Raw genomic sequence first — 25591 nt, 5'->3', positions numbered from 1 at the left:
CTTCTTCAGGGCTTGCCCGGCAGGGCGGGCCCGTTACCGGAGCGTCCATGTCTGCCATGGTGGAAACCCTTCTGAGCCGTCAATCGGTCAAATTCGTGCAGTCTCCCGGCCCGACCGGAGCGCAGCTGGACCTGATCCTGCAGGCCGCCATGCGGGCGCCGGATCACGGCGCGGTGCGTCCCTGGCGGTTCGCCCTGGCGCAGGGCGCCGACGTGCCGGCGCTGGTGGATGTCGCCGTGCGCGTCGGGCTGGCCGAAGGCAAGCCCCTGCCGGAACACAAGGTCGCGAACGCCCGCATGTGGTTGTCCAAGGTTCCGCTGGTGATCCTGCTGGCCTGCAGGCCGGATCCCAACGGCCGCATCCGGCCCGAGGAAAGTCGTCTGTCGGTGGCGACGGCCGTGATGAACATGCTTAATGCCGCGCATGCGCTGGGGCTGCACGGCTTCTGGAGCACCGGCCTGGGCACGTACCTGGACGGCATGGGCGAAGCCCTGGGATTCGACCCCCTGGACGAGCAGTTCATGGGCTATCTGGCCATCGGGACGCCCATCGACGCCCCGCGCGCCCCGCAGCGCCCGGATTACCGGGATTTCGTGCGGGAATGGCATCGGGACCCGGCTGAGGCCTGATCTCCCCGAAGGGGCGCCGCTTGCGCTATCGCCCGCGGCCGGCCTGGGCATCGACGGCCGGCCGATCCTGGAGGGCCTGGGCGGCCAGCCCCTCCAGGATCGGGCATTCGGGCCGGTCGTCGCCGTGGCAGTGGAGCGCCAGCGTCCTCAAGGTCGCCGCCATGCTCTGCAGGACGGCGGCCTTGGCTTCCAGTTCGTCGATATGGGCCATGGCCAGGCGCTTAACCTCCGCGCTGGCGCGGTGGCGGTCGCGCCACAGATCGGTCAGGTCGGCGATCTGGGACAGCGAAAACCCCAGGTCCCGGGCGCTGCGGATGAAGCGCAGGGCGTGCAGGTCGGCCTCGTCGTACAGGCGGTAGCCCGCGTCGCTGCGCCCCTGGGGGGCGAACAGCGCCTGGCTTTCGTAGTAGCGGATCATCTTGGGCGTCAGGCCCGTGCGGGCGGCGGCCTCGCCGATGGTGTGCAGGGAATTCATCAGAGGCCCTCCTGGCGCGTGTTCAGGGATTGGGTTTTCAGCCGCAGCGCGTTGGCGACGACGAAGACGCTGGACAGGGCCATCGCCCCCGCGCCCAGCATGGGCGAGAGCTGCAGGCCCGTCCAGGGGTACAGGGCGCCGGCCGCCACCGGAATCAGGGCCGCGTTGTAGGCGAAGGCCCAGAACAGGTTCTGGCCGATGTTGCGCAGTGTCTTGTGCGACAGCGTGATGGCGCGGGCCACGGACGTCAGATCTTCGTTCATCAGCACCACGTCGGCCGATTCGATGGCCACGTCGGTGCCGCGTCCCATGGCGATTCCCACGTCGGCGGTGGCCAGGGCCGGGGCGTCGTTGATGCCGTCCCCGACGAAGGCCAGCGGCCCGATGGATTGCTGCAGTTCGCGCAGCCGTTCGGCCTTGTGTTCCGGCAAAGTCTGGGCGTGGACGACGTCGATTCCCAGTTCTTGCGCCACTGCCTGGGCGGCGGCCGCGTGGTCGCCCGTGATCAGGGCGGTCTTCAGCCCCCGGGCGTGCAGTTGCGCGATCAGCGGCCGGGCGGACGGACGCAGGATGTCGGCCACGGCGACGATGGCGATCGGCTGCCCGTCGCGGGCCACCAGGAACGGGGTCTTGCCCGATTGCGCGAGGGCTTGCATCCGCGCCAGCGCGGCCTCGGAGACCGGCACGGCGGCGTCCTGCATCAGGCGCAGGGACCCCATCAGATAGAGTCCGCCCCCGACCCGCGCCTGTACGCCGGCCCCGGTGATCGCCTTGAAGTGCGCGGCCTCGGGGATGCGCAGCGATTTTTCCAACGCGGCGGTCCGGATGGCGTGGGCGATGGGGTGTTCGGATCCCGCCTGGACGGCGGCCAGCGCCGCCAGCAGCTCGTCCGGATCGCCGCCGTCCAGCGGCAGCAGGTCGGTGAGGGCGGGGCGGCCCAGCGTCAGGGTGCCCGTCTTGTCGAAGGCGACGACGCGCACGTCGCGCAGGCGCTGCAGCGCTTCGCCTTGCCGGAACAGGATGCCCAGGCCGGCGGCCCGGCCCGTGGCGACCAGGATCGAGATGGGAGTGGCCAGGCCCATGGCGCAGGGGCAGGCGATGATCAGCACCGCGACGCCCGCCACCAGGGCGTGGGCCAGGGCGGGCGCGGGTCCCCAGATCCACCAGGCCGCGAAGGCCAGGGCCGCGAGGCCCATGACGACCGGCACGAACCAGGCCGTCACCTGGTCGATCCGCTGCTGCACCGGCAGCTTGCCGGACTGCGCCTGCTCGACCAGGCGGATGATCTGGGCCAGCACGGTCTGCGCGCCGACTTCCGTGGCGCGCAGGACCAGGCTGCCCTGGGTGTTCAGGGTGCCGCCGATCAGGCGGTCGCCCACGCCCCGGCTGGCGGGCATGGGTTCGCCGGTGATCATGGATTCGTCCACCCAGGATTCGCCTTCCTGGACCACGCCATCCACCGGGATCTTTTCCCCGGGCCGCACGCGGATGTCGTCGCCCGCCGCCAGGCTGTCGATGGGCTGTTCGCTCCAGTCGCCGCCCCGGCGCACCCAGGCGGTGCGCGGCTGCAGGCCGATCAGTTGGCGGATCGCGGAGCCCGCCCGGCCCTTGGCCCGCGATTCCAGCCAGCGGCCCAGCAGGATCAGGGTCGCGACCACGGCGGCGGCCTCGAAGTACAGATGCCTGGATTCGGCGGGGAAGAGGGCGGGGGCCCAGGCGACGCCGGTGGAATACAGCCAGGCGCTGCCCGCGCCCAGCGCCACCAGGGTGTTCATGTCCGGTCCGCCATGCGCCAGGGCCTTGGCGCCGCGCGTGAAGAAGCTGCGACCCGGGCCGGCCAGCACGGCCGTGGTCAGCGCGAATTCCAGCCACGCCAGGGATTGTCCGGGGACCAGTTCCTGAATCAGGTGGTGCAGACCGGGGATGAGGTGACCGCCCATCTCCAGGATGAAGACGGGCAGGGTCAGGATCAGCGCCCAGGCGAAACGCCAGCCGGCGCGCGGGTCTTCCGCGCTCAGGTCTTCTTCGGTGGCGAGGCGCGAGGCGTCGAGCACCTGGGCCGTATAGCCGCGCTTGGCCACGGCGGCGATCAGGGCCAGGGGGTCGGCGCCCGCCGGAGCCAGGGTGACGCTGGCCCGGTGCAAGGCCAGGTTGACGCTGGCGTCCGCCACGCCGGGAACGGATTTCAGCGCGGTTTCCACGCGTCGCACGCAGGACGCGCAGGTCATGCCTTCGACGTCCAGATCGAGGGTGGAAGAGGGGGAGAGCCTGTTCATGTCGAGTTCCTGATCATAAGGATGATTGTATGATCAAGCTTGACCTTATGGTAAGGTCAAGGGGCTTGAGCTTGCCATCGTGTCAGGGTTTAACATGGCTCTATCCCTTTCCCGGAGTCTTTCATGAAAACCGAATTCATCGTGTCCGACATGACCTGCAACCATTGTGTGCAGACCATCACCCAGGCCGTGCAGGCGGCCGCGCCCGGCGCCGTGGTTTCCGCGGATCTGAACGCGCATCGGGTCGTGGTCGAATCGGCGGCGGATGCGGGCGTGTTGCGGGCGGCCATCGCCGACGAGGGCTACGACGTCCGTCCAGCTTGAAGGAGGCGTCATGAGCACACGCAGCGATTGCGACGTCGCCATCATCGGCGCGGGCTCGGCGGGCCTGCCGGCCTATCGTGAAGTCGTGAAGGCGGGCTTGAAGCCCCTGCTGATCGAAGGCGGCCCGCACGGCACCATGTGCGCGCGGGTAGGCTGCATGCCGTCCAAACTGCTGATCGCCGCCGCCGAGGCGGCCGCCGCCATCCGCCACGCGCCGGGGTTCGGCATCACGGCGGCTGGTGATCCCCGGGTGGATGGCGTGGCCGTCATGGATCGCGTGCGCCGCGAACGCGACCGTTTCGTCGGTTTCGTCGTGGACGACGTCCAGGCCATGCCGCCGGAACATCGCCTGGACGCCCGCGTGGAGTTCCTGCGCGACGGCGTGCTGCGAAGCGACCAGGGGCACGAGATCCATGCCTCCCGCATCGTCATCGCCACCGGCACCCAGCCGGTGGTGCCCGACCTCTACCGGCCGCTGGGCGAGCTGGCTATCGTCAACGACGATGTGTTCGATTGGCAAGATCTGCCGCGCAGCGTGCTGCTGATCGGATCGGGGGTGATCGGGGTCGAGCTGGGCCTGGCCCTGGCGCGGTTGGGAGTGCGGGTGCGGGTGCTGAACCGTTCGGACAGCTTCGCCCACCTGACGGATCCCCCGGTGCGCCAGGCGGCCTTGGACGCGCTGGCGCCGGAATTGAACCTGGTGCGCAATGCCCGGGTGACGGCGGTGCGGCGCGATGGCGACGAGGCGCTGGTGAACTGGTCGACGGCGGGCGGTTCGGACATGCAGGAACGCTTCGATCGCGTGCTGCTGACCGCAGGCCGCCGCCCCGTGCTGGCTTCGCTGCATCTGGACCGCACCAGCCTGCCGCTGGACGACCGGGGCGTGCCGGTCATCGACCCGGCCTCGCTGCAGGTGCGCGGGCAGCCCGTGTTCCTGGCCGGCGACGTGACCGGGCGGCATGCCATCCAGCACGAGGCCTCGGACGACGGCCGCGTGGCCGGCGCCAATGCGGCGGCCTGGCCCGACGTGCGGGCGCGGCCGCGCCGGGCGCCCATGGCCGTGGTCTTCAGCAATCCGCAGATCATGCAGGTGGGCGGCGGCTTCGGCGCCTACGATCCCGACACCATGGCGATCGGCGCCGTCGACTGGACCCGCCAGGGCCGCTCGCGCGTCATGCTGCGCAACCAGGGCGTGCTGCACGTGTACATGCGGCGCGCCGATCAGCGTTTCATCGGCGCGGAAATGGTCGGCCCGGACGCCGAGCACGTCGCGCATCTGCTGGCCTGGGCCCTGCAGATGGAACTGACGGTGCCGCAGATGCTGAAGCTGCCGTTCTATCACCCCACGATCGAGGAAGGCATCCGCACGGCCTTGCGCGACGCGGCGAAGCAGGGGGAGTAGGGAATTCCGCGCCTGTCCCGCGCCGCCGGGACCCGCTATTGCAGCATCGGCTTCAGGGCGGCCAGCAGGTCGTCCTGGGATTCGCTGTCGGAGGCCAGCCACACGGCCTTGCCCTGCTGGTCGAAGGCGTAGATGCCCCGGCTGTGGGACACCTCGTAGGGCGCGCCGGGCGCGGTGGAGTCGGGGCGCTCGATCTGGTAGGCCACCCGGTAGCGGCGCGCCAGGGCGGCGATGGCGGATTCGTCGCCCGTCAGGCCGATGGCATGGCGGTCGAACTGATCCACATAGGCCTGCAGCACGTCGGGCGTGTCCCGGTGAGGATCCACGCTGACGAACAGGATGCGGACCTGGTCGGCCTTGGGCCCCAGGGATTCCGTCACCTGCGCCAGCTGGGCCATGGTGGTGGGGCAGATGTCGGGGCAGCTGGCATAGCCGAAGAACATCAGCACGACCTTGCCGGCGAAGGCCTGCTGGGTGACCGTGGCGCCGCCCGCGCCTTGCAGCGTGAACTTCAGGTCGGGCAGAAAGCCGCGCACCGGGTGGACCGCCGCCAGCGCTACGCCGATGCCGCACGCCCATAGAACCAGGGCCGCCATCAGGCGCTGGACGAAGCCTGCGCGGCGCGGGGGCTTAGTCATTTTTCAGGCTTCCACCAGGCCGCTGTGGCGCAGCAGGGCGTCCAGCGACGGATCGCGGCCGCGGAAGGCCCGGAAGGAATCCGCCGCCGGGCGCGCGCCGCCCACGGCGATGATCTCGTCCAGGTAGCGGCGGCAGGTATCGGGATCGAACACGTCGCGGGTGCCGTCCGGCTGGGCCTGCGCGCGTTCTTCGAACGCGGCGAAGGCGTCGGCGGACAGCACCTCGGCCCACTTGTAGCTGTAGTACCCGGCCCCGTAGCCCCCGGCGAACAGGTGCGAGAAGGCATGCGGAAAGCGGTGCCAGGCCGGCGGCACCAGCAGGGCGACTTCCTGGCGCACCTGGTCCAGGGTGTCGAGCACGGCGCTGATCGACAGGCCGTGGTCCTGCGTGTGGATCAGCATGTCGAAGAGCGAGAATTCCACCTGGCGCAAGGTCTGCAGGCCGCTCTGGAAATTGCGGGCGGCGGTCAGCTTGTCGAACAGGGCCCGGGGCAGTGTTTCACCCGTCTCGGCATGCCGGGTCAGGGACTTGAGCACGCCCCATTCCCAGCAGAAGTTCTCCATGAACTGCGAAGGCAGTTCGATGGCGTCCCATTCGACGGCGGCGAAGGCCGCCGCGGCCGGCTCGTCCACCCGCGAGAGCAGGGTATGCATGGCGTGGCCGCTTTCGTGGAACAGGGTGATGACTTCGTCGTGCGTGAGCTGCGCCTCGCCGCCGTCGTGGGGCGCCGAGAAATTGCAGGTCAGCCAGGCCAGCGGCTGGTGCAGCGTGTCGCCGTGGCGGCGTCGGCTGCGTTCGCTGTCCACCCAGGCGCCGCCTTGCTTGCCGGGGCGGGCGTACAGATCCATGCCCAGGCGTCCCAGCTCGCGGCCCTGCGCGTCGAGCACCCGGTAGATGCGGGCGTCGGGATGCCAGGCCGGGGCATCGCAGGCTTGCAGGCGCACGCCGAACAAGGTGTGGATGACCTCGAACAGCCCCTTGAGCACCTGGGATTCGGTGAAGTAGGGGCGCAGTTCTTCGTCCGAGTAGGCGTAGCGCTGTTCGCGCAGCCGCTCGGATGCGTAGGCGATGTCCCAGGGTTCCAGCGTGCCCAGGCCCAGATGCCGGGCGGCGAATTCGCGCAGTTCTTCCAGGTCTCGCCGGGCGCTGGGGCGGGCTTTGGCGGCCAGTTCGCGCAGGAAGGCCAGCACCTGGGGCGCGCTGTCGGCCATGCGGGTTTCCAGGCGCAGCGAAGCGAAATCGGCGTGGCCCAGCAGCGCGGCTTCCTCGGCCCGCAGCGCCAGCAGCGATTCGATGGATTCGGAGTTGTCGAAGGCCGGATCGCCCTGGTCGGAGGCGCGGGTGCCGTAGGCGCGGTATACGGCCAGGCGCAGATCGCGGTCCTGGGCGTGCTGCATGACCGGCAGGTAGCAGGGCATGTGCAGCGTCAGTTTCCAGCCGTTTTCGCCGGCGGATTCGGCCAGCTGGCGGGCGCTGGCGACGACGTTGCCGGGCAGCCCCTTCAGGCGGGCTTCGTCCGTGATCAGCAGGGACCAGCCGTCGGTGGCGTCCATGACGTTTTCGGAGAATTTCTGCGATACCTGGGCCTGCAGATCGGCGTTGCGGGCGTAGGTGTCGCGGGCCGGGCCCTGGAGTTCCACGCCGCTCAGTCGGAAGTCGCGCAGGGCCAGGTCGACGATGCGCCGGCGGGTGGGCGACAGGCCGGCATAGGCGGGGCTGGCCGCCAGGGCCCGATAGCGTTCGTACAGGCCCTGGTGCAGGCCGACCCAGGTCGAGAATTCGCTCATCAGCGGCAGGCACGCGTTGTAGGCCGCCCGCAGTTCCGGGGTGTTGACCACGCTGTTCAGGTGGCCTGCGATCGACCAGGCCCGATGCAGGCGCTCGGAAGGGTCTTCGATGGCTTCGACCAGGTTTTCCCAGTCGGGCGCCTCGGGGGCTTCCGCCGCCTTAATGATGGCGGCGCGGGTCTCGGCGATCAGCGCGCTGATCGAGGGCTCGATGTGCGCCGGCAGCACGGCGCTGTAGTCGACGAAGGCCTCGGCCGGCGCGAGGAGGGGATTTTCTACGGCAATCGGTGCGGATGTCATGAGCGGCACATGGGGGCGCAAGGCCCCGATTTCAAGTCTGTAGCGTACGTTCTGCGGCTTCGAGGGTGTTGACCAGCAGCATGGCGATGGTCATGGGGCCCACGCCGCCCGGCACCGGCGTGATGGCGGCGGCCGTCCTCGCGGCGGATTCGAAATCCACGTCGCCGGTCAGCTTGCCCGAGGGCAGGCGGTTGATGCCCACGTCGATGACCACGGCGCCGGGCTTGACCATGTCGCCCTGGACGATGCCGGGCTTGCCGGTGGCGACCACCAGCACGTCGGCGCGCCGCGTCTGGGCGGCCAGGTCGCGGGTCTTGGAGTTGCACAGGGTCACGGTGGCGCCGGCCGCCAGCAGCAGCATGGCCATGGGCTTGCCGACGATGTTGCTGGCCCCGACGATGACGGCTTCGGCGCCGCGCAGCGGCACGTTCTCGGATTCCAGCATCTTCATGACGCCGTAGGGCGTGCAGGGCCGGAACAGCGGCCGGCCGGTCATCAGCAGGCCGGCGTTGCTGACGTGAAAGCCGTCGACGTCCTTGGATGCGCTGATGGTTTCGATGACCAGGCCGGTGTCGATGTGGCCCGGCAGCGGCAGCTGCACCAGGATGCCGTGGATGGCGGGATCCGCATTCAGCGCCTCGATGACGTCCAGCAGTTCGCCTTCGGGCGTGTCCGCACCCAGCGGGATGACGCGCGACAGCATGCCGGCGGCCTCGCAGGCCGCCGCCTTGTTGCGCACGTAGACTTGCGAGGCGGGGTTGTCGCCCACCAGCACCACGGCCAGGCCGGGGGTGACGCCCCGCTGCCTGAGCGCCTGGACGCGTTGTGCCACGTCGGCGCGGACGCGCGCGGACAGGGCCTTGCCGTCGATGATGCGGGCGCTCATGATCCGGCTTCCTCGGTGCGGGTCAGGGCGATCTTCATCAGGTCGGCCACGGTGGTGACTTCCAGTTTTTCCATGATGTTGGCGCGGTGCGCCTCGACCGTCTTGATGCTGATGTTCAGGTCGCCGGCGATCTGCTTGTTCAGGCGGCCGGCCACGATGCGTTCCAGCACCTGCTGTTCGCGGGCCGTCAGGCGCCCCAGCACGGCCTGCTGGTCGCGCTGCGCCTGGGCTTCGCGGACGCGTTCGGTGGCCTGGGCCAGCATGCCGGCGACGATGCGCCGCAGGTCGGCCTCGTTGAACGGTTTTTCCAGGAAGTCGACGGCGCCTTTCTTCATGGTGGAGACGGCCATGGGGACGTCGCCGTGGCCGGTGATGAAGACGATGGGCAGGGGGGCCTTGCGGGCGATCAGGGTTTCCTGCAGTTCCAGGCCGCTCATGCCGGGCATGCGCACGTCGGCGATCAGAACCGCGGTCTGGTCGGGGTTGTAGGCGTCCAGGAATTCCTCGGCGCCGGCGAAGCTGCGCACGGCGTAGCCGTTGGCTTCGAGCAGCCAGCGCAAGGAGTCGCGGACAGCCTCGTCGTCGTCGACGATGTAGATGATGCTGGAGACTTGAGGGTCGGTCATGCTTGCGTTTCCTCCGTGGATTCTATTTGTGCGCTCGGGGGCGCCTTGGGCAGGGTAAAGCGGAATATGGTCCCGCCTTCCGGATTCGGGCTGGCCCACAGGCGCCCGTGATGCGATTCGATAATGGTACGGCAGATATTCAGGCCCATGCCCAGGCCTTCGGATTTGGTGCTGTAAAAAGGCTCGAACAGGCGGTCGGGATTGCGCAGGCCGTGGCCCCGGTCGATCACGGCGATCTCGATCTGCGGATCCTGGTCGGTGATGTTCACGTGCAGGCTGCGGTATTCGCTGTGCTCCATGGCTTCGACGCCGTTCTTCAGCAGGTTCAGCAGCACCTGTTCGATCAGGATCGGGTCGGCCAGCACTTCGGGCATGGGGTCGGGCAGGCTCTGGACGATGTCGATTTGCCGCTTGCGCGCGTCGATGTCGGCGAAGCCCACGGCGTTTTCCACGATGCGGGTCAGCTCCACCGCCTGGCGCCGCGGCTCGCTGCGTTTGACGAACTCGCGGATGCGGCTGATGATCTTTCCGGCCCGTTCGGCCTGCTGGGATGCCTTTTCCAGCGCTTGCAGCAGCGATTCGGCGGGCGCCTTGCCCGATTTCACCATGGCCACGGCCGCCATGTTGTAGTTGCTGATGGCCGTCAGGGGCTGGTTCAGTTCGTGCGCCAGGGACGAGGCCATCTCGCCCATGGTGGTCAGGCGGCTGGTCAGCTGGGCCTTTTCCTGCTGCACGCGGGATTCTTCCTCGTGCTTGCGGCGCTCGGTGATGTCGCGGGCCACCTGCAGGCGCACGCGCCGCGAGTCCGTCCATGCCAGCATGCGGTGGTGGACTTCGAACCAGCGTTCGGCCGTGGGCGAGAACAGTTCCATGGTCTCGTCGGTGAACCGGCCTAGGCGCCCGCCCAGCAGCTGCGCGTGGCCGCTGGTCTGGGCGCCGAACAGGCGCCGGTAGGTGCGGTTGGCGAACAGCAGTTCCAGGCCTTCGGGGGTGTCCGCCACCACGGAAATGGCGTCGTCCAGGCCTTCCAGCACGGTCATGAATCGTTCGTGCGCGGCGGTCAGGGCTTCGCGGATGCGCTTGGGCTCGGTGATGTCGGTCATGGACGTCATCCAGCCGATCTGTTCGCCCTTGGGGTCGCGCAGCGGCGACACGTACATGCGGGCGGTGAAGCGGGACCCGTCGCGGCGCTGGGCCTCGATTTCCAGGCCGCTGCTGGGGGTGCGGCCCGACAGCAGCTGCGCCAGGGTCTCGCGGTGGTGGTCGTGGCGTCCCGGCAGCCAGTAGGGGAAGGGGGCGGTGCGGCCGATCAGGTCGGCCTCGTTCCAGCCGATCATGCGGCAGAATGCCGGGTTCACGTAGGCGATGCGGCCCTGCATGTCGAACACCCGCATCCCGGTGGACATGGAATTTTCCATGGCGCGGCGGAAGCCGGTTTCCGCGATCAGGGCGGCCTCGGCCTGGGTGCGAAAGCGCGTGTAGCGCCACAGGGCCAGCAGGCTGAAGATGATCACCAGCGACAGGGCGAAGACCACCATCATCAGCCGCTGCTGCCGGGTTTCCTGATCGATGGTGACGAACATCACGCTGTCGCTTTGCAGGTGCTGCAGCCAGATGAAGGCCCCCATGACGCACAGGTACAACACCAGCACGACGGCCGGCGTCAGCCAGTACAGACGGCGGCTATGACGGGCATGCTCATAGAATGTCGTCGGGATCAGGGACTTGCGGTTCGGGTTTGCCATGGCCATGATGGTCTTGCGATTGCGTCATTTTAGACGCGAAATCAGTATTCAATTTTTCACATAATAAAAATTCACACCACGAGATGAAATTTCGCTTGTGCGGAACCGGGGTCTTTCCTAGAATGGGCACAGGTGCCGGACCCCTGGACGCATTCGTGTTCGGGACATCCTTTGCATCCGGCGTAATTTTCAGGCAGGCGCGATGTGTGGTCGCGCCCTCGAACCACACAGGAGACACACCTTATGTCCTCTCTTGAACAAGCTCAGGCCGCCGTGGCGGACCCCGATCGGCAGGAAACCCAGGAATGGCTCGACGCGCTCGAAGCCGTGCTCGATCGGGAGGGCGCCGAACGCGCCCACTTCCTGATTGAAAGCTTGATCGATCTCGCCCGCCGTTCCGGTGCGCATATCCCGTATTCCCTGAACACGGCCTATGTCAACACCATCCCTCCGGGGCTGGAGCCCCCGCACCCGGGCAACATGGTGCTCGAAGAGCGCATCCGTTCCTACATCCGCTGGAACGCCATGGCCATGGTGGTCAAGGCCAACAAACATGAACCGGCCGACGGCGGCAGCCTGGGCGGCCACATTGCCTCCTTCGCCTCGCTGGCGACCATGATCGAATGCGGCCAGAACCACTTCTGGCACGCCGAATCGCCCGATCACGGCGGCGATCTGGTCTACTTCCAGGGCCACTCGTCCCCGGGCATGTATTCGCGCGCCTTCCTGGAAGGCCGCCTGACCGAGGAAAACCTGAACTACTTCCGCCAGGAAGTCGGCGGCAAGGGCAAGGGCCTGTCCTCCTACCCGCACCCCAAGCTGATGCCCGATTTCTGGCAGTTCTCGACGGTGTCCATGGGCCTTGGCCCCATGATGGCCATCTACCAGGCCCGGTTTCTGAAGTACCTGCATGCCCGCGGGCTGGCCGACACGGCCCAGCGCAAGGTCTGGGTCTTCGTGGGCGACGGCGAGATCGACGAGCCCGAAACCCTGGCCGCCATCGGCCTGGCTTCCCGCGAGAAGCTCGACAACCTGATCTTCGTCGTCAACTGCAACCTGCAGCGCCTGGACGGCCCTGTGCGCGGCAACGGCAAGATCATCCAGGAACTCGAAGGCGCCTTCCGCGGCAACGGCTGGAATGTGCTCAAGCTCATCTGGGGCGGTTATTGGGATCCCCTGTTCGCCCGCGACAAGGAAGGCATCCTGCGCCGCGTCATGGAAGAAACCGTGGACGGCGAATACCAGGCCTACAAGGCCAACGACGGCAAGTTCGTGCGCGAGAAATTCTTCGGCAAGCATCCGAAGCTGCTGGAAATGGTCAGCCGCATGAGCGACGAAGACGTCTGGCGTCTAAACCGCGGCGGCCACGATCCGCACAAGGTCTACGCGGCCTTCGCCGCCGCCGCCGGCCACAAGGGCCAGCCTTCCGTCATCCTGGCCAAGACCATCAAGGGCTACGGCATGGGCCACGTCGGCCAGGCCAAGAACCCCACCCATCAGCAGAAGAAGCTGGACATCGATTCGGTGCGCGAATTCCGCGACCGCTTCAACATCCCCATTCCCGACGACAAGGTCGAGGAAATCCCCTTCTTCAAGCCGGCTGAAGACTCGCCGGAAATGAAGTACATGCATGAACGCCGCAAGGCGCTGGGCGGCTACCTGCCGCACCGCCGCGCCAAGGCCGACCAGTCCCTGCCGGTGCCGCCGCTGGATGCCTTCAAGGCCGTGCTGGAACCCACCGCGGAAGGCCGGGAAATCTCCACGACCCAGGCCTTCGTGCGGGTGCTCAACCAGATCCTGCGCGACAAGGACCTCGCTCCGCGCGTCGTGCCCATCCTGGTGGACGAATCGCGCACCTTCGGCATGGAAGGCCTGTTCCGCCAGATCGGCATCTACGCGCCGGAAGGTCAGAAGTACGTGCCGGTCGACAAGGGCCAGGTGATGTACTACCGCGAAGCGGAAAACGGCCAGTTGCTGCAGGAAGGCATCAACGAGGCCGGCGGCTTCAGCTCCTGGGTTGCCGCGGCGACGTCGTATTCCGTCAGCAACACCATCATGATCCCGTTCTTCATCTACTATTCGATGTTCGGGTTCCAGCGCTTTGGCGATCATGCCTGGGCGGCGGGCGACATGCTGGCGCGCGGCTTCGTGCTGGGCGGCACGGCGGGTCGCACGACCCTGAACGGCGAAGGCCTGCAGCACGAAGACGGCCACAGCCACATCCAGGCGTCCCTGATCCCCAACTGCGTGGCCTACGATCCGGCCTTCGCCCACGAAGTCGCGGTCATCATCCGCAGCGGTCTGCAGCGCATGATGCACGACCAGGAAGACGTGTTCTTCTACATCACGGTGATGAACGAGAACTACGCCCATCCCGGTCTGAAGGCCGGCGACGAGGACGGCATCCTGCGCGGCATGTACAAGCTGCAGTCCAGCGCCAAGGCGTCCAAGAAGACCCACGTGCAGCTGATGGGTTCGGGCACGATCCTGCGCGAAGTCATGGCGGCCCAGGAACTGCTGGAAAAGGATTGGGGCGTGACCTCCGACGTCTGGAGCGCCACCAGCTTCTCCGAACTGCGCCGCAACGGCCTGGACGTGGAGCGCCACAACCTGCTGCACCCGACCGAGCCGGCTCAGGAAGCGTACGTGACCCAGCAGCTGAAGGGTACGCAGGGCCCGATCATCGTCTCGACCGACTACATGAAGGCCTATGGCGACATGATCCGTCCCTTCATCCCCGACGGGCGTCACTTCAAGGTCCTGGGCACCGACGGTTTCGGCCGTTCGGACTTCCGCTCCGAACTGCGCAAGCACTTCGAGATCGACCGTCACTTCATCGTGCTGGCCGCCCTGCGCAGCCTGGCCGACGAGGGCTCGATCGACATCAAGAAATGCGCCGAAGCCATTGCCAAATACGGGATTGAGTCCGACAAGGCCAACCCGCACCACGCCTGAGGAGGACGAGGAACATGAGCATCGTGGAAATCAAAGTCCCCGACATCGGTGATTTCGACCAGGTCGACGTCATCGAAGTCCTGGTCGCCGTGGGCGATACGATCCAGGCCGAACAGAGCCTGATCACCGTGGAATCCGACAAGGCCTCCATGGAAATTCCCGCCTCGCAGGGCGGGGTGGTCAAGGCCGTCAAGGTCAAGGTAGGCGACAAGGTCGCGGAAGGTTCCGTGATCCTGGAAGTGGAAGCCGCCGAGGGCGCGGCCGCCAAGCCCGCCGACGAGGCCCCCAAGGCGCAGGCCCAGCCGGCCTCCGAAGCGGCGCCGGCCGCCAAGGCCGAAGAAGCCGCCCCGGCCCCGGCGCCCGCGCCGACCATGGCCTCCAGCACACCGGATCGCACGTCGCCGACCGCCGCGTTCGCCGAGGCCGACGTGCCGCTGCGCAACCTGCCGCATGCCTCGCCGTCGGTGCGGCAGTTCGCCCGCGAACTGGGGGTCAATCTGGCCCAGGTCAGCGGCACCGGACCGAAGAACCGCATCACCGCCGACGACGTGCGGGCCTATGTGAAGCAGGCGCTGGCCACGGGCGGCGCCAGCCCGGTGGGCTCGACACTGCCGGCCGGCGAAGGCTTCAGCGTGCTGGGCTGGCCCAAGGTCGATTTCGCCAAGTTCGGCGAGATCGAATCCAAGCCGCTGTCGCGCATCAAGAAGATCTCCGGCGCCAACCTGCATCGCAACTGGGTCATGATCCCGCACGTCACCAACAACGACGTGGCCGACATCACCGACCTGGAAGCCCTGCGCCAGCAACTGAATGCGGAAAACAAGAAGGCCGGCGTCAAAGTCACCATGCTGGCCTTCCTGATCAAGGCGGTCGTGGCGGCCTTGAAGAAGTTCCCGGAATTCAATGCGTCCCTGGACGGCGACAATCTGGTGCTGAAGCGCTACTTCCATATCGGCTTTGCCGCGGATACGCCCAACGGCCTGGTCGTGCCGGTGATCCGCGACGCCGACAAGAAAGGCGTGCTGCAACTGGCCACCGAGACGTCCGAACTGGCGGCCCTGGCCCGCGACGGGAAACTGTCGCCGGCGCAGATGCAGGGCGGCTGCTTCTCGATTTCGTCCCTGGGCGGGATCGGCGGCACCGACTTCACCCCCATCATCAATGCGCCGGAAGTGGCCATCCTGGGGGTGTCGCGCTCGACCATGCAGCCTGTCTGGGACGGCTCGGCCTTCCAGCCGCGCCTGATGCTGCCGCTGTCGCTGTCCTACGATCACCGCGTGATCGACGGCGCGGCCGCGGCCCGCTTCAACGCCTATCTGGCTGGCCTGCTGGCGGACTTCCGCCGCATCATCCTGTAAGGGGGCACGCATGAGTCTGATCGACATCAACGTTCCGGACATCGGCGACTTCGACCAGGTCGACGTGATCGAACTTCTGGTGGCCGTGGGCGATACCATCGCCCCCGAGCAAAGCCTGATCACGGTGGAATCCGACAAGGCCTCCATGGAAATCCCGGCCGATCAGGGCGGGGTGGTCAAGGAGATCCTCGTCAAGGTCGGCGACAAGGTCGCGCAGGGCACGACGATCCTGCGCGTGGAAGCCGAAGGCGGCGCCGCCAAGGCGGCGCCGGCCGGCGAACCTGCCGCAGCTCCCGCTGCGGCGCCCGCGCCCGCGCCTGCCGCGGCGGCGCCCGCCGCCCAGCCCGCGGCGCCGGCTCCGACGGCCGCCCAGTTCGCCGGCACGGCGGACTCGGATTGCGACGTGCTGGTCCTGGGCGCCGGGCCGGGCGGCTATTCGGCCGCCTTCCGCGCCGCCGACCTGGGCCTGAAGGTGGTGCTGGTCGAACGCTACGCCACCCTGGGCGGGGTCTGCCTGAACGTCGGCTGCATTCCGTCCAAGGCGCTGCTGCACACCGTGGGCGTGCTGGAAGAAGCCAAGTCGCTGGCGGGCCACGGCATCAGCTTCGCCGAACCCAAGATCGACCTGGATGCCCTGCGCGGCTACAAGGACGGCGTGGTCGGCAAGCTGACCGGCGGCCTGGCCGGCATGGCCAAGGCCCGCAAGGTCACGGTCGTCCAGGGCGTCGGCGCCTTCGCCGATCCGCATCACCTGACGGTGACCAAGGACGACGGCGGCAAGACCACGGTGAAGTTCGCCTCGGCCATCATCGCCGCCGGCAGCCAGTCCGTGAAGCTGCCGTTCCTGCCCGACGATCCGCGCATCGTCGACTCCACCGGGGCGCTGGCGCTCAAGTCCATCCCCCAGCGCATGCTGATCATCGGCGGGGGCATCATCGGCCTGGAAATGGGCACGGTCTATTCCGCGCTGGGCGCCCGCCTGGACGTCGTGGAAATGCTGCCCACCCTGATGACGGGCGCGGACCGCGACCTGGTCAAGGTCTGGGACAAGATGAATGCCAAGCGCTTCGACCACGTCATGCTGAACACCAAGACCGTGGCCGCCGAGGCCAAGGACGACGGCATCTGGGTGACCTTCGAGGGCGAAGCCGCCCCGAAGGAGCCCCAGCGCTACGACCTGGTCCTGCAGGCCGTGGGCCGCTCGCCCAACGGCAAGAAGATCGGCGCGGAGAACGCCGGGGTGGCGGTCGGCGACCGGGGCTTCATCGCCGTGGACAAGCAGATGCGCACCAACGTGCCGCACATCTACGCCATCGGCGACATCGTGGGGCAGCCCATGCTGGCCCACAAGGCCGTGCATGAAGCGCACGTCGCCGCCGAAGCGATCGCGGGCGAGAAGGCCTGTTTCGACGCTCGCGTGATCCCGTCCGTCGCCTATACGGATCCGGAAGTCGCCTGGGTCGGCCTGACCGAGGAAGAAGCCAAGAAGCAGGGCGTCGCCCTGAAGAAAGGCCTGTTCCCCTGGCAGGCCTCCGGGCGGGCCATCGCCAATGGCCGCGACGAGGGCTTCACCAAGCTGCTGTTCGACGCCGAGACCGGTCGCATCCTGGGGGGCGGCATCGTCGGCACCCATGCGGGCGACCTGATCAGCGAAATCGTCCTGGCCATCGAGATGGGCGCGGATTCCGTGGATATCGGCAAGACCATCCACCCGCACCCGACCCTGGGCGAATCCGTCGGCATGGCCGCCGAAGTGGCCGACGGCCACTGCACGGACGTGCCCCCCGCGCGGAAAAAATAGGGATATCCCCAAGAAAGAGGACGGCAGGTGCTAATATCGGCACCTGCCGTTTTCTTTGTGATTTTCATTCTCATGTCATCGATTGCTCCCGCCCAAGGCGCTGCGCTGGCCGATTGGCTGGCTTATCTGGAAACTCTGCATCCCAAGGCCATCGATCTGGGCCTGGACCGGATCCGGGCGGTGTCCCGGCGCTTGGAGCTTTCCCTGGAGTGCGTCAAGATCACCGTGGCGGGCACCAACGGCAAGGGTTCCACCTGCGCCATGCTGGAAGCCATCCTGCTGGATGCGGGCTATCGGGTCGGGCAATACACCTCGCCGCACCTGCTGCGCTTCAACGAACGCATCCGCGTCAACGGCCAGGAGGCCCCGGATGCGGAGATCGTCGCGCAGCTTGAACGCATCGAGGCCGCGCGCGGCGAGATCACGCTGACCTATTTCGAGATGACGACGCTGGCGGCCCTGCTGCTGTTCCAGGCGTCCAGCCTGGACGTGGTCGTGCTGGAAGTCGGCCTGGGCGGGCGCCTGGACGCCGTCAATCTGATCGACACGGACTGCGCCATCCTGACCAGCGTGGACCTGGATCACATGGCCTACCTGGGCAACACCCGGGAGGCCATCGGCTGGGAAAAGGCGCACATCTTCCGCCCCGGCAAGCCGGCGATCTGCGCCGATCCCGTACCGCCCCAGACCGTCATCGACTACGCCGCCGAGATCGGCGCGGATCTGTGGCGCGTCGGCATCGATTTCAACTATTCCGGCGATCGTCAGCAGTGGGCCTACGGCGGGCGCAGCCAGCGCCGCAACGCTCTGGGCTATCCGGCCCTGCGCGGCGCCAACCAGCTGCTGAACGCCTCGGCCGCCCTGGCGGCCCTGGAAAACCTGCGCGACCGCCTGGTGGTCACCCAGCAGAACGTGCGCCAGGGCCTGCTGCACGTCAGCCTGCCCGGGCGCATGCAGATCCTGCCGGGGCTGCCGGCCACCATCCTGGACGTCGGCCACAACCCCCATGCCGCCGCCGCCCTGGGGCAGAACCTGGACAGCATGGGGCATTATCCGCATACCTATGCCGTGGTCGGCATGCTGCACGACAAGGACATCGAAGCCACGTTGTCGCGCCTGTCGCGCCGGGTGGACCGCTGGCTGTGCGCGACGCTGGGCGGACCGCGCGGCACCACCGCGCAGGAACTGGCCGACGTCGTGCATCGCATCGCCGGCGACGCGGCCCCCGTGGATCCCTTCGTGGCGCAGGCTACGGAAGTCACGCGCCAGGACCACAAGCCCGGCGTGCGGGCGGCCCCCCGGCCGGCCGTGGCGGCCCGGGACGTGCTCGTTTCGACTTTTGACAGTCCGGAACAAGCCTTTGCCGAGGCCCGGAAGCTGGCGGGCGACAATGATAGAATTCTCGTGTTCGGGTCATTCGCGACGGTCGGCCCGGTACTTCAGGTCCTGCGCCAGGAAGGCAGGGACGTCCTCTCTTGACCGGGCGGGAACGTCTCCGCCCTTGCTAACGGGTAAGCTGCACGATGCTTTTTCGTCATGGGACTGACACGGGGAAACGCGCGACGCGTGCCGGTGGCGCCAGCGAGGCTCAGTTGAAAGAATTGCGCGGCAAGGCGCGCCGTCGACTGATCGGCGCGCTTGCTCTGGTGCTGGCCGCTTTCATCGTGGTGCCCTGGCTGTTCGACGAACCCGTGCCGGACGACACGCATGCGCCGGTGGTCGTGCCCGCCACGCCCCCCGGTCTGCCGCCTCCCGCCAGCACGCCCGCTCCCGCGGACGCCGCGGCGCCCTCCACGGCGCCGCCGGCCGACAATGCCATCGGCGGCACACTCGCCCAGAACGGCGGGCAGCCCGGCGGTCCGGTGACGGAAACACCCGCTCCGGGATCGCCTGCCGCTGCTGCCCAGAATGGTCAACTAGGGGCTGCGACGTCGCCCGCCGCGCCCGCCGCCCCTGAAACGCCCGCGGCCAAACCTCCCGCGCCGCCCGCCGCGCCTTCCACGGCCGCAAAGAAACCCGGCGATGCGGAAAAACCGGCCAAGTCCGGCGCCAAATCCGGCGAACGCACCGACGACGGCTCCGTGGCGCTGGCCCTGCTGGCGGGCAAAGCCCCCGCAAGCTCCTCGCGCGGCAGCACGGCTCCGTCATCCGGACAGGGGCGCTATTACCTGCAGGTGGCGGCCTACACGGTCGAACAGGATGCCCAGAACCGCCGCGACAGCCTGCGCCAGTCGGGGGTGAGCGACGCCTACGTCGAACGCGGGCAGTCGGGCGGGCGCACCGTCTATCGTCTGCGCGTGGGCCCGTTCAGCTCTCACGAAGCCGCGCAAGCGGCCCAGGCCCGCCTGCGCGCGCTGGGGTATCAGAACGGCCTGATCTCCGACAAGTGACCAGCTTCGACTACATCGTCCTGACGATCGTGGTGGTGTCCAGCCTGATCGGCCTGCTGCGCGGCTTCCTGCGGGAAGTCCTGTCCCTGGTCGCCTATGTCGCCGCCTTCGTCGCCGCCATCTGGTGGGGGCCGACGGCCTCGCAGTGGCTCGACACCCTGATCGAGAACGGTCTGTTGCGCACGCTGGCGGCCTATGGCGCGGTGTTCATCCTGGCGCTGCTGGCCGTCGGGCTGCTGAACATGGCGCTGGGCGCCCTGGTGGACCGCACCGGCCTGACGCCCGCCGATCATGGCCTGGGCGCCGTGTTCGGCGCGGTGCGAGGCCTGGTGCTGGTGCTGGCGCTGGTCGGGCTGGCCGGCTACACGGAACTTCCCCGCGAGCCCTGGTGGCAGCAGGCCCGCACGTCGGCGGCGCTCACCAAAGGCTTTCAGCAAGTCAAATTCCTGTTGCCCGCCGATGTGGCGCAGCTACTTCCCTACTAGTTCGGAACTCAACCATGTGTGGAATCGTCGGTGTCATGGGCACCAGCCCGGTCAATCAGCTGATCTATGACAGCCTGCTGCTGCTGCAGCACCGGGGCCAGGACGCCGCCGGCATCGCCACGGCGCACGACCAGTTCTTCAGCATGCACAAGGCCCACGGCCTGGTGCGCGACGTCTTCCGCACACGCAACATGCGGGCGCTGCCCGGCAACAGCGGGGTGGGGCAGGTGCGCTATCCCACGGCCGGGTCCAGCGCCAGCGTGGACGAGGCCCAGCCCTTCTACGTCAATGCCCCGTTCGGCATCACCTTCGTGCACAACGGCAATCTGACCAACTGGCGCGAACTGCGCGAGGCCCTGTTCAAGCACGACCGGCGCCACATCAACACCAATTCGGATTCCGAAGTCCTGCTGAACGTCTTCGCCCACGAATTGCAGCAGGCCTCCAACGGCGTCACGCTGGACGCCAACGCGGTCTTCCAGGCGGTGCGGGCGGTCCACCGCCGGGCCAAGGGCGCCTATGCCGTGATTGCCCGCATCAGCAGCTTCGGCCTGGTGGCTTTCAGGGATCCGCATGGCATCCGTCCTCTGTGCCTGGGCTGCCACGATACGGATGCCGGTCCCGAATGGATGCTGGCCTCCGAATCGGTGGCGCTGACGGGCAGCGGCTTTACGCTGGTGCGCGACGTCGCCCCGGGAGAAGCGCTGGTGATCACCGAGGATGGCGAGGTCAGCCACGAACTGTGCGGGGACGCCGACGCCGCGCAGACCCCCTGCGTCTTCGAATACGTGTACTTCGCCCGCCCGGATTCCATCATGGACGGGATTTCCATCTATGACGCCCGTCTGCACATGGGGGAATACCTGGCCGACAAGGTCGCCAAGACCCTGCGGCTGGGCGAGGTGGACGTGGTCATGCCGATTCCGGACTCGTCCCGGCCGTCGGCCATGCAGCTGGCTTCCCGCCTGGGGCTGAACTACCGCGAGGGCTTCATCAAGAACCGCTACGTCGGACGCACGTTCATCATGCCCGGCCAGGCGGTGCGCAAGAAATCCGTGCGTCAGAAGCTCAGCGCGATCGATCTGGAATTCCGGGGCAAGAACGTGCTGCTGGTGGACGATTCCATCGTGCGCGGCACCACCAGCCGGGAAATCGTGGACATGGCCCGTGCCGCCGGCGCCAACAAGGTCTATTTCGCATCGGCCGCCCCGGCCGTGCGCTATCCCAACGTCTATGGCATCGACATGCCGACCCAGGCCGAACTGATCGCCACGGGCCGCGACACGGACCAGATCGCCCGGGAAATCGGCGCCGACAGCCTGGTCTACCAGGACCTGGACGATCTGGAGCAGTCGCTGCGCGACCTGAATCCGGCGATGCGGGACTTCGAGTCCTCGTGTTTCAACGGGCGGTACGTCACGGGCGACATCGATGCCGCCTATCTGGAGCGCCTGAGCCAGACGCGAGGCCTGCCCATCCGCTCCGGCGCCATGACGCCGGCCCTGGCGGACGACAACTGACGGACGAGGCGCCCCCACGCTGTGCAGCCTGCGGCCGGAGTCCGTCTATTCGCGGCGGCCCGCTACTTTTCCCGCACCAGCACCCAGGCGCACAGCGCCGCGCAGACCGCGAACAGCATCAGCCCCCAGAGCGCGTATTCGATGCCCAGCAGGCTCACGCGCGCGTCCGCGCAGCTGGCGTAGATGCCGAACAACCAGGGCAGGGCGGCGTCCAGCCCGGAGCCGGACATGAAGCGATCGGCGAAGGTCTGGGCGCAGGAAAAGGCATTGCTGGCGACGGAATACTGGTACCAGGCGGCGACGATGCCGCAGACGCCCAGCACGGCCCCCAGCGCGGCGCCGATCCGCCGCGCCAGGGTCGAGCCCCAGCCGGTGCCGGCCAGGCCGCAGACCGCCGCGATGGCCAGCAGGATCAGGCGCTGCAGCACGCACCAGGCGCAGGGCCGCATGTTGAAGACGTGCTGCGAGATCAGGGCGATGCCCACCGCCGCCAGGCACAGCAGGGAAACGGCTCTCAGGGTGCGATCGGATGAACTGGTTTTCATGATGGATCAGTGAGTGGAGTGGCCGGATCGAGTCCGGGAATGGGCGCCCTGTCGGTTTCGACCGTCAGGGCATCGAAGACGTGGCGTTCGAACTGGAGCTGGCCGCGCGTTTGTTCCAGAATGGCGCCCTGCAGGATGAAGATGTCCTCGACCCGGTCGCCCAGGGTCATGATCTTCGCCATCTTCAGATTGACGCCGTGGCGGGTGAACACCCGGGCCAGATCGCGCAGCAGGCCCACGCGGTCGGCCGAGGTGACGGACAGGCGCCAGGTGCCGCCCTGTTCGTCCGCCTGCAGGGTGATGCTGGGCATGATGGGAAAGACCCGCGAGCGCCGCGATCCCCGTCGCGCGGCGGAAGGGGGCGGCTGAGACCCAGGCGGCGCCGTCAGGGATGCCCGCAACTCGTGTTCGATCAGGCTGGCGTGGGAGCGGTAGTCGCGGTCCGCGTCGGGCAGCAGCACGATGAAGCTGTCCAGCGCCCAGCCCTGGCGCGTCGTGTGGATGCGGGCGTCCTGGATGCTCAGCCCGTGCCGGTCGAAATAGGAGCAGATGTCCATGAACAGGTCGGCGCGGTCCGGCGCATAGGCCAGGATCTGCAGGGCTTCGCTCTGTCCCAGGACACGCGCCCGGACCACGGGGTCCGGCCCCTGGAAGCAGTGGTACAGGTGCCGCGTGTGCCAGGCGATCTCGTTGGCGTCGTGGCGCAGGAAGTAGGCGACGTCCAGCTGCGACCAGAAGGCGTCCCGGCTCTCGTCGCGCAGCCCCATGCGGCGGATCTCGGCGGCGGCCGCGTCCTTGCGCAGGGCCAGGATGGTGCCGGTGTCGGGGCGGGCGCCCCCCAGGGCCGCCAGGGTCTGGTGGTACAGGTCGTCCAGCAGCTTGCCCTTCCAAGCGTTCCAGACGCGCGGGCTGGTGCCGCGGATGTCGGCCACCGTCAACAGATACAGGGCGGCCAGGCGGCGCTGCGTGCCTACCCGGGTGGCGAATTCATGGATGACGCGCGGGTCGCTCAGGTCGCGCTTCTGCGCCACCTGCGAGAGCGTCAGATGTTCGCGCACCAGGAACTCCAGCAGGTCCGCCTGGTCGCGCGGCAGCTGGTGCTGGCGGGCGAAGCGGCGGACTTCGGCGGCGCCCAGCTGGGAATGATCGCCCCCGCGGCCTTTGGCGATGTCGTGGAACAGCGCGGCCACGTACAGCAGCCAGTGCTCGTCCAGGTCGGCGATCAGTTGGCTGGCCAGGGGGTATTCCTGGGCGTGTTCCGGCATGGTGAAGCGGCGCAGATTGCGGATCACCATCAGGATGTGCTGGTCCACCGTGTAGGCGTGGAACAGGTCGTGCTGCATCTGTCCGACGATGCGGCGAAAGACCGGCAGGTAGCGCGGCAGGATGTTCCACATCGTCATGTCGCGCAGGGCGTGGACGATGCCGCGCGGCTGCTGCAGGATCTGCAGGAACTGCCGCCGGTTGACCGGATTGTCGCGGAACTGCGGGTCGATGCGCCGCCGCGCGTGCCAGATGGCGCGCAGCGTGCCCGCCGCCATGCCCTGCAGTTCCGGGTGCTGCTGCATCACCAGGAAGACGCGCAGCAGCAGGGCCGGGTTGCGCTCGAAGGCGTCGGGGCGCCGCAGCGCCAAGTGGTCTCGGCGCACGCAGAAATCGTCGTCCAGGTTCACGGTGCGGGTCTGCGGCTGGGGGAACAGGTGTTCTTCCAGGCTCTGCATCAGCAGCCGGTTGACCTGGCAGACCACCCGCGCCGCCCAGTAGTAGCGCTGCATCAGCAGTTCGCTGGCGCGGCGGTGGGGCTGGTCCGTGAAGCCGTAGATGTGCGCCAGACGCGGTTGCAGATCGAACAGCACCCGGTCTTCGCGCCGGCCCGCCAGCAGATGCAGTTCGATGCGCAGGCGCTTGAAGGCCCGTTCCGCCCGGCGCAGCGAACGGAATTCGGCCGGCGTCAGCAGGTCTGTCCTGGCGACTTCCTTCCAGCTGGCGCCCAGGCCCGCGGCCCGCGCCAGCCATAGCAGCACCTGCAGGTCGCGCAGGCCTCCGGGGGCTTCCTTGCAGTTGGGTTCCAGCGCGTAGGGCGTGTCCTGGTGGCGGACATGGCGCTGCTGCATCTCGGTCCGCTTGGCCAGATAGAATTCGCGCGGGTCCAGGTCCGCCTGCATCTGGTCGCGGAACTGCTGGAACAGACCGCGGCTGCCCGCCAGCCAGCGGGCTTCCAGCAGGGCGGTCTGGACCGTGATGTCGGCGGCGGCCTCGTGCCGGCACTGCGATACGGTGCGCACGCTGTGGCCGGGCTCCAGCCCGGCGTCCCACAGCGCGGCGATCAGGGTTTCGATGCGGTCGCGGTCATCGGCGTCCGGGCTGTGTTCCAGCAGGATGAGGATGTCCAGATCCGAGCCAGGGTAGAGTTCGCCGCGTCCATAGCCCCCCACGGCGGCCACGCAGGCCCCCCGGGGGACGGGATGGATCTTCAGCAGTTCGCGGACCTGTTCGTCCGCGATCCGGCGCAGGGCCGTCAGCAGGGGTTCCGGCCGCAGGTGGCGGCGATAGGCCTCGACGGCTTCGGCGCGGCGTGTCTGCAGGCGGCAGCGCAAGGCTGCGACGCCGTCCTGCGGCGAGGAGATCATGCAGAGGCGGCGGCTTTGGCGAACGCGGGAGGAGCCGGCATGCCGGGCGAGACGGTCAGCACTTCATAGCCGTCATCCGTCACCAGGATGCTGTGCTCCCACTGCGCCGACAGGCTGTGGTCGCGCGTCACCACCGTCCATTGGTCGGCCAGGGTGCGGATCTCGCGGCGGCCGGCGTTGATCATGGGCTCGATGGTGAAGATCATGCCGGGTTCCAGGCGCAGCCCGGTGCCCGGCTTGCCGTAGTGCAGCACCTGGGGATCCTGGTGGAAGCGCCGGCCGACTCCGTGGCCGCAGTATTCGCGCACGACGGAAAAGCCGGCTTTTTCGGCATGCTGCTGGATGGCGTGGCCGACGTCGCCCAGGGTGGCGCCGGGGCGCACCTGCTCGATGCCCAGCCACATGCATTCATAGGTGGTTTCCGCCAGGCGCCGGCCCAGGATGGTGGGTTCGCCCACGTAGTACATGCGGCTGGTGTCGCCGAACCAGCCGTCCTTGATGATGGTGATGTCCATGTTCAGGATGTCGCCGTTCTTCAGAACCTTGTCGCCGGGGATGCCGTGGCAGATGACGTGGTTGACCGAGATGCAGATGGAAGCCGGGTAGGGCGGGTAGCCCGGCGGCGCGTAGCCGACCGTGGCGGACTTCACGTGCAGCACGTTGGTCAGGTAGTCCATGCACAGACGCTCGAGTTCCCCGGTGGTGGCGCCCGGGCGCACATGGGGTTCCAGATAGTCCAGAATGCTGGCGGCCGCCTGGCAGGCGGCGCGCATCTGGTCGAGTTCCTGGGGGTCTGTGATCAATGGAATCATGGGAGA

20 protein-coding genes are annotated in these 25591 nt (G+C 67.9%); 10 read left to right on the top strand and 10 right to left on the bottom strand.

The window, feature by feature from the left end:
- The first annotated feature begins 47 nt into the window (after positions 1–47).
- Positions 48–629: a nitroreductase gene (locus tag Q0263_RS12505; RefSeq protein WP_298016501.1), complete on the top strand. Its 582-nt coding sequence runs from the start codon at positions 48–50 to the stop codon at positions 627–629.
- A 25-nt stretch (positions 630–654) separates the two neighbouring features.
- Here Q0263_RS12505 and cueR read toward each other — a convergent pair whose 3' ends face one another.
- A complete protein-coding gene (cueR, locus tag Q0263_RS12500) occupies positions 655–1104 on the bottom strand; it encodes a Cu(I)-responsive transcriptional regulator (RefSeq protein ID WP_298016498.1) in 450 nt (149 codons plus the stop codon).
- Entirely contained in the window at positions 1104–3380 is a 2277-nt protein-coding gene (locus Q0263_RS12495) for a heavy metal translocating P-type ATPase (protein ID WP_298016495.1), read from the bottom strand. The genes cueR and Q0263_RS12495 overlap by 1 nt, the downstream gene beginning before the upstream one ends.
- A 123-nt stretch (positions 3381–3503) precedes the next feature.
- Here Q0263_RS12495 and Q0263_RS12490 point away from each other — a divergent pair, with 123 nt between their 5' ends.
- A complete protein-coding gene (locus tag Q0263_RS12490; RefSeq protein ID WP_298016492.1) occupies positions 3504–3704 on the top strand; it encodes a heavy-metal-associated domain-containing protein in 201 nt (66 codons plus the stop codon).
- 10 nt (positions 3705–3714) lie between these two features.
- Positions 3715–5106, top strand: a complete 1392-nt coding sequence (locus Q0263_RS12485) for a dihydrolipoyl dehydrogenase (protein ID WP_298016490.1) — start codon at positions 3715–3717, stop codon at positions 5104–5106.
- 35 nt (positions 5107–5141) lie between these two features.
- On the opposite strand, the gene Q0263_RS12480 is transcribed toward Q0263_RS12485, so the two are convergent.
- Genes Q0263_RS12480 through Q0263_RS12460 form a run of 5 tightly spaced genes read right to left on the bottom strand, consistent with a single transcriptional unit; the run spans position 5142 to position 11089 of the window.
- Positions 5142–5702, bottom strand: coding sequence for an SCO family protein (locus Q0263_RS12480; RefSeq protein WP_298019072.1), 561 nt, complete (start codon positions 5700–5702; stop codon positions 5142–5144).
- Positions 5703–5747: 45 nt separating this feature from the next.
- Positions 5748–7832 carry a M3 family metallopeptidase gene (locus tag Q0263_RS12475; protein WP_298016488.1) on the bottom strand — a complete coding sequence of 695 codons (2085 nt, stop codon included), beginning with the start codon at positions 7830–7832 and terminating at the stop codon, positions 5748–5750.
- A gap of 31 nt (positions 7833–7863) precedes the next feature.
- Positions 7864–8718: a bifunctional methylenetetrahydrofolate dehydrogenase/methenyltetrahydrofolate cyclohydrolase FolD gene (gene folD / locus Q0263_RS12470; protein WP_298016486.1), complete on the bottom strand. Its 855-nt coding sequence runs from the start codon at positions 8716–8718 to the stop codon at positions 7864–7866.
- Positions 8715–9344 carry a response regulator transcription factor gene (locus Q0263_RS12465; RefSeq protein WP_298016484.1) on the bottom strand — a complete coding sequence of 210 codons (630 nt, stop codon included), beginning with the start codon at positions 9342–9344 and terminating at the stop codon, positions 8715–8717. Before Q0263_RS12465 ends, folD begins: the two co-directional genes overlap by 4 nt.
- Positions 9341–11089, bottom strand: a complete 1749-nt coding sequence (locus tag Q0263_RS12460; protein WP_298016482.1) for a PAS domain-containing sensor histidine kinase — start codon at positions 11087–11089, stop codon at positions 9341–9343. The genes Q0263_RS12465 and Q0263_RS12460 overlap by 4 nt, the downstream gene beginning before the upstream one ends.
- Positions 11090–11332: 243 nt before the next feature.
- On the opposite strand from Q0263_RS12460, the gene aceE reads away from it, so the two are divergent.
- The 7 genes from aceE to purF all read left to right on the top strand — a co-directional run bounded on the left by aceE (position 11333) and on the right by purF (position 21598).
- Positions 11333–14044 (top strand): pyruvate dehydrogenase (acetyl-transferring), homodimeric type, encoded by a 2712-nt coding sequence (gene aceE / locus Q0263_RS12455; RefSeq protein WP_298016480.1) that lies wholly within the window; start codon positions 11333–11335, stop codon positions 14042–14044.
- A gap of 14 nt (positions 14045–14058) precedes the next feature.
- Entirely contained in the window at positions 14059–15402 is a 1344-nt protein-coding gene (gene aceF, locus Q0263_RS12450) for a dihydrolipoyllysine-residue acetyltransferase (RefSeq protein ID WP_298016478.1), read from the top strand.
- A 10-nt stretch (positions 15403–15412) separates the two neighbouring features.
- The gene (gene lpdA, locus Q0263_RS12445; protein ID WP_298016476.1) at positions 15413–17203 is read left to right on the top strand and encodes a dihydrolipoyl dehydrogenase; all 1791 of its coding nucleotides are present in this window, start codon (positions 15413–15415) and stop codon (positions 17201–17203) included.
- Positions 17204–17275: 72 nt separating this feature from the next.
- Positions 17276–18682 carry a bifunctional tetrahydrofolate synthase/dihydrofolate synthase gene (gene folC / locus Q0263_RS12440; RefSeq protein WP_298016474.1) on the top strand — a complete coding sequence of 469 codons (1407 nt, stop codon included), beginning with the start codon at positions 17276–17278 and terminating at the stop codon, positions 18680–18682.
- Positions 18683–18795: 113 nt separating this feature from the next.
- Positions 18796–19593, top strand: a complete 798-nt coding sequence (locus tag Q0263_RS12435) for an SPOR domain-containing protein (protein ID WP_298016472.1) — start codon at positions 18796–18798, stop codon at positions 19591–19593.
- Entirely contained in the window at positions 19590–20078 is a 489-nt protein-coding gene (locus Q0263_RS12430) for a CvpA family protein (RefSeq protein WP_298016470.1), read from the top strand. Before Q0263_RS12435 ends, Q0263_RS12430 begins: the two co-directional genes overlap by 4 nt.
- A gap of 14 nt (positions 20079–20092) precedes the next feature.
- Positions 20093–21598, top strand: coding sequence for an amidophosphoribosyltransferase (gene purF, locus Q0263_RS12425; RefSeq protein WP_298016467.1), 1506 nt, complete (start codon positions 20093–20095; stop codon positions 21596–21598).
- A 62-nt stretch (positions 21599–21660) separates the two neighbouring features.
- Here the strand turns inward: purF and Q0263_RS12420 are convergent, their stop codons facing one another.
- Genes Q0263_RS12420 through map form a run of 3 tightly spaced genes read right to left on the bottom strand, consistent with a single transcriptional unit; the run spans position 21661 to position 25582 of the window.
- Positions 21661–22143 carry a disulfide bond formation protein B gene (locus Q0263_RS12420; protein WP_298016464.1) on the bottom strand — a complete coding sequence of 161 codons (483 nt, stop codon included), beginning with the start codon at positions 22141–22143 and terminating at the stop codon, positions 21661–21663.
- A complete protein-coding gene (locus Q0263_RS12415; protein WP_298016461.1) occupies positions 22140–24773 on the bottom strand; it encodes a [protein-PII] uridylyltransferase in 2634 nt (877 codons plus the stop codon). Before Q0263_RS12415 ends, Q0263_RS12420 begins: the two co-directional genes overlap by 4 nt.
- Entirely contained in the window at positions 24770–25582 is an 813-nt protein-coding gene (gene map / locus Q0263_RS12410; RefSeq protein ID WP_298019069.1) for a type I methionyl aminopeptidase, read from the bottom strand. Before map ends, Q0263_RS12415 begins: the two co-directional genes overlap by 4 nt.
- Between the last annotated feature and the right edge of the window lie 9 nt (positions 25583–25591).

The organism is uncultured Castellaniella sp. (genome assembly GCF_937988725.1).
Classification (GTDB): domain Bacteria; phylum Pseudomonadota; class Gammaproteobacteria; order Burkholderiales; family Burkholderiaceae_B; genus Castellaniella.
The sequence above is the reverse complement of the archived record's forward strand: the minus strand, read 5'-3'. Positions and strand labels throughout refer to the sequence as shown.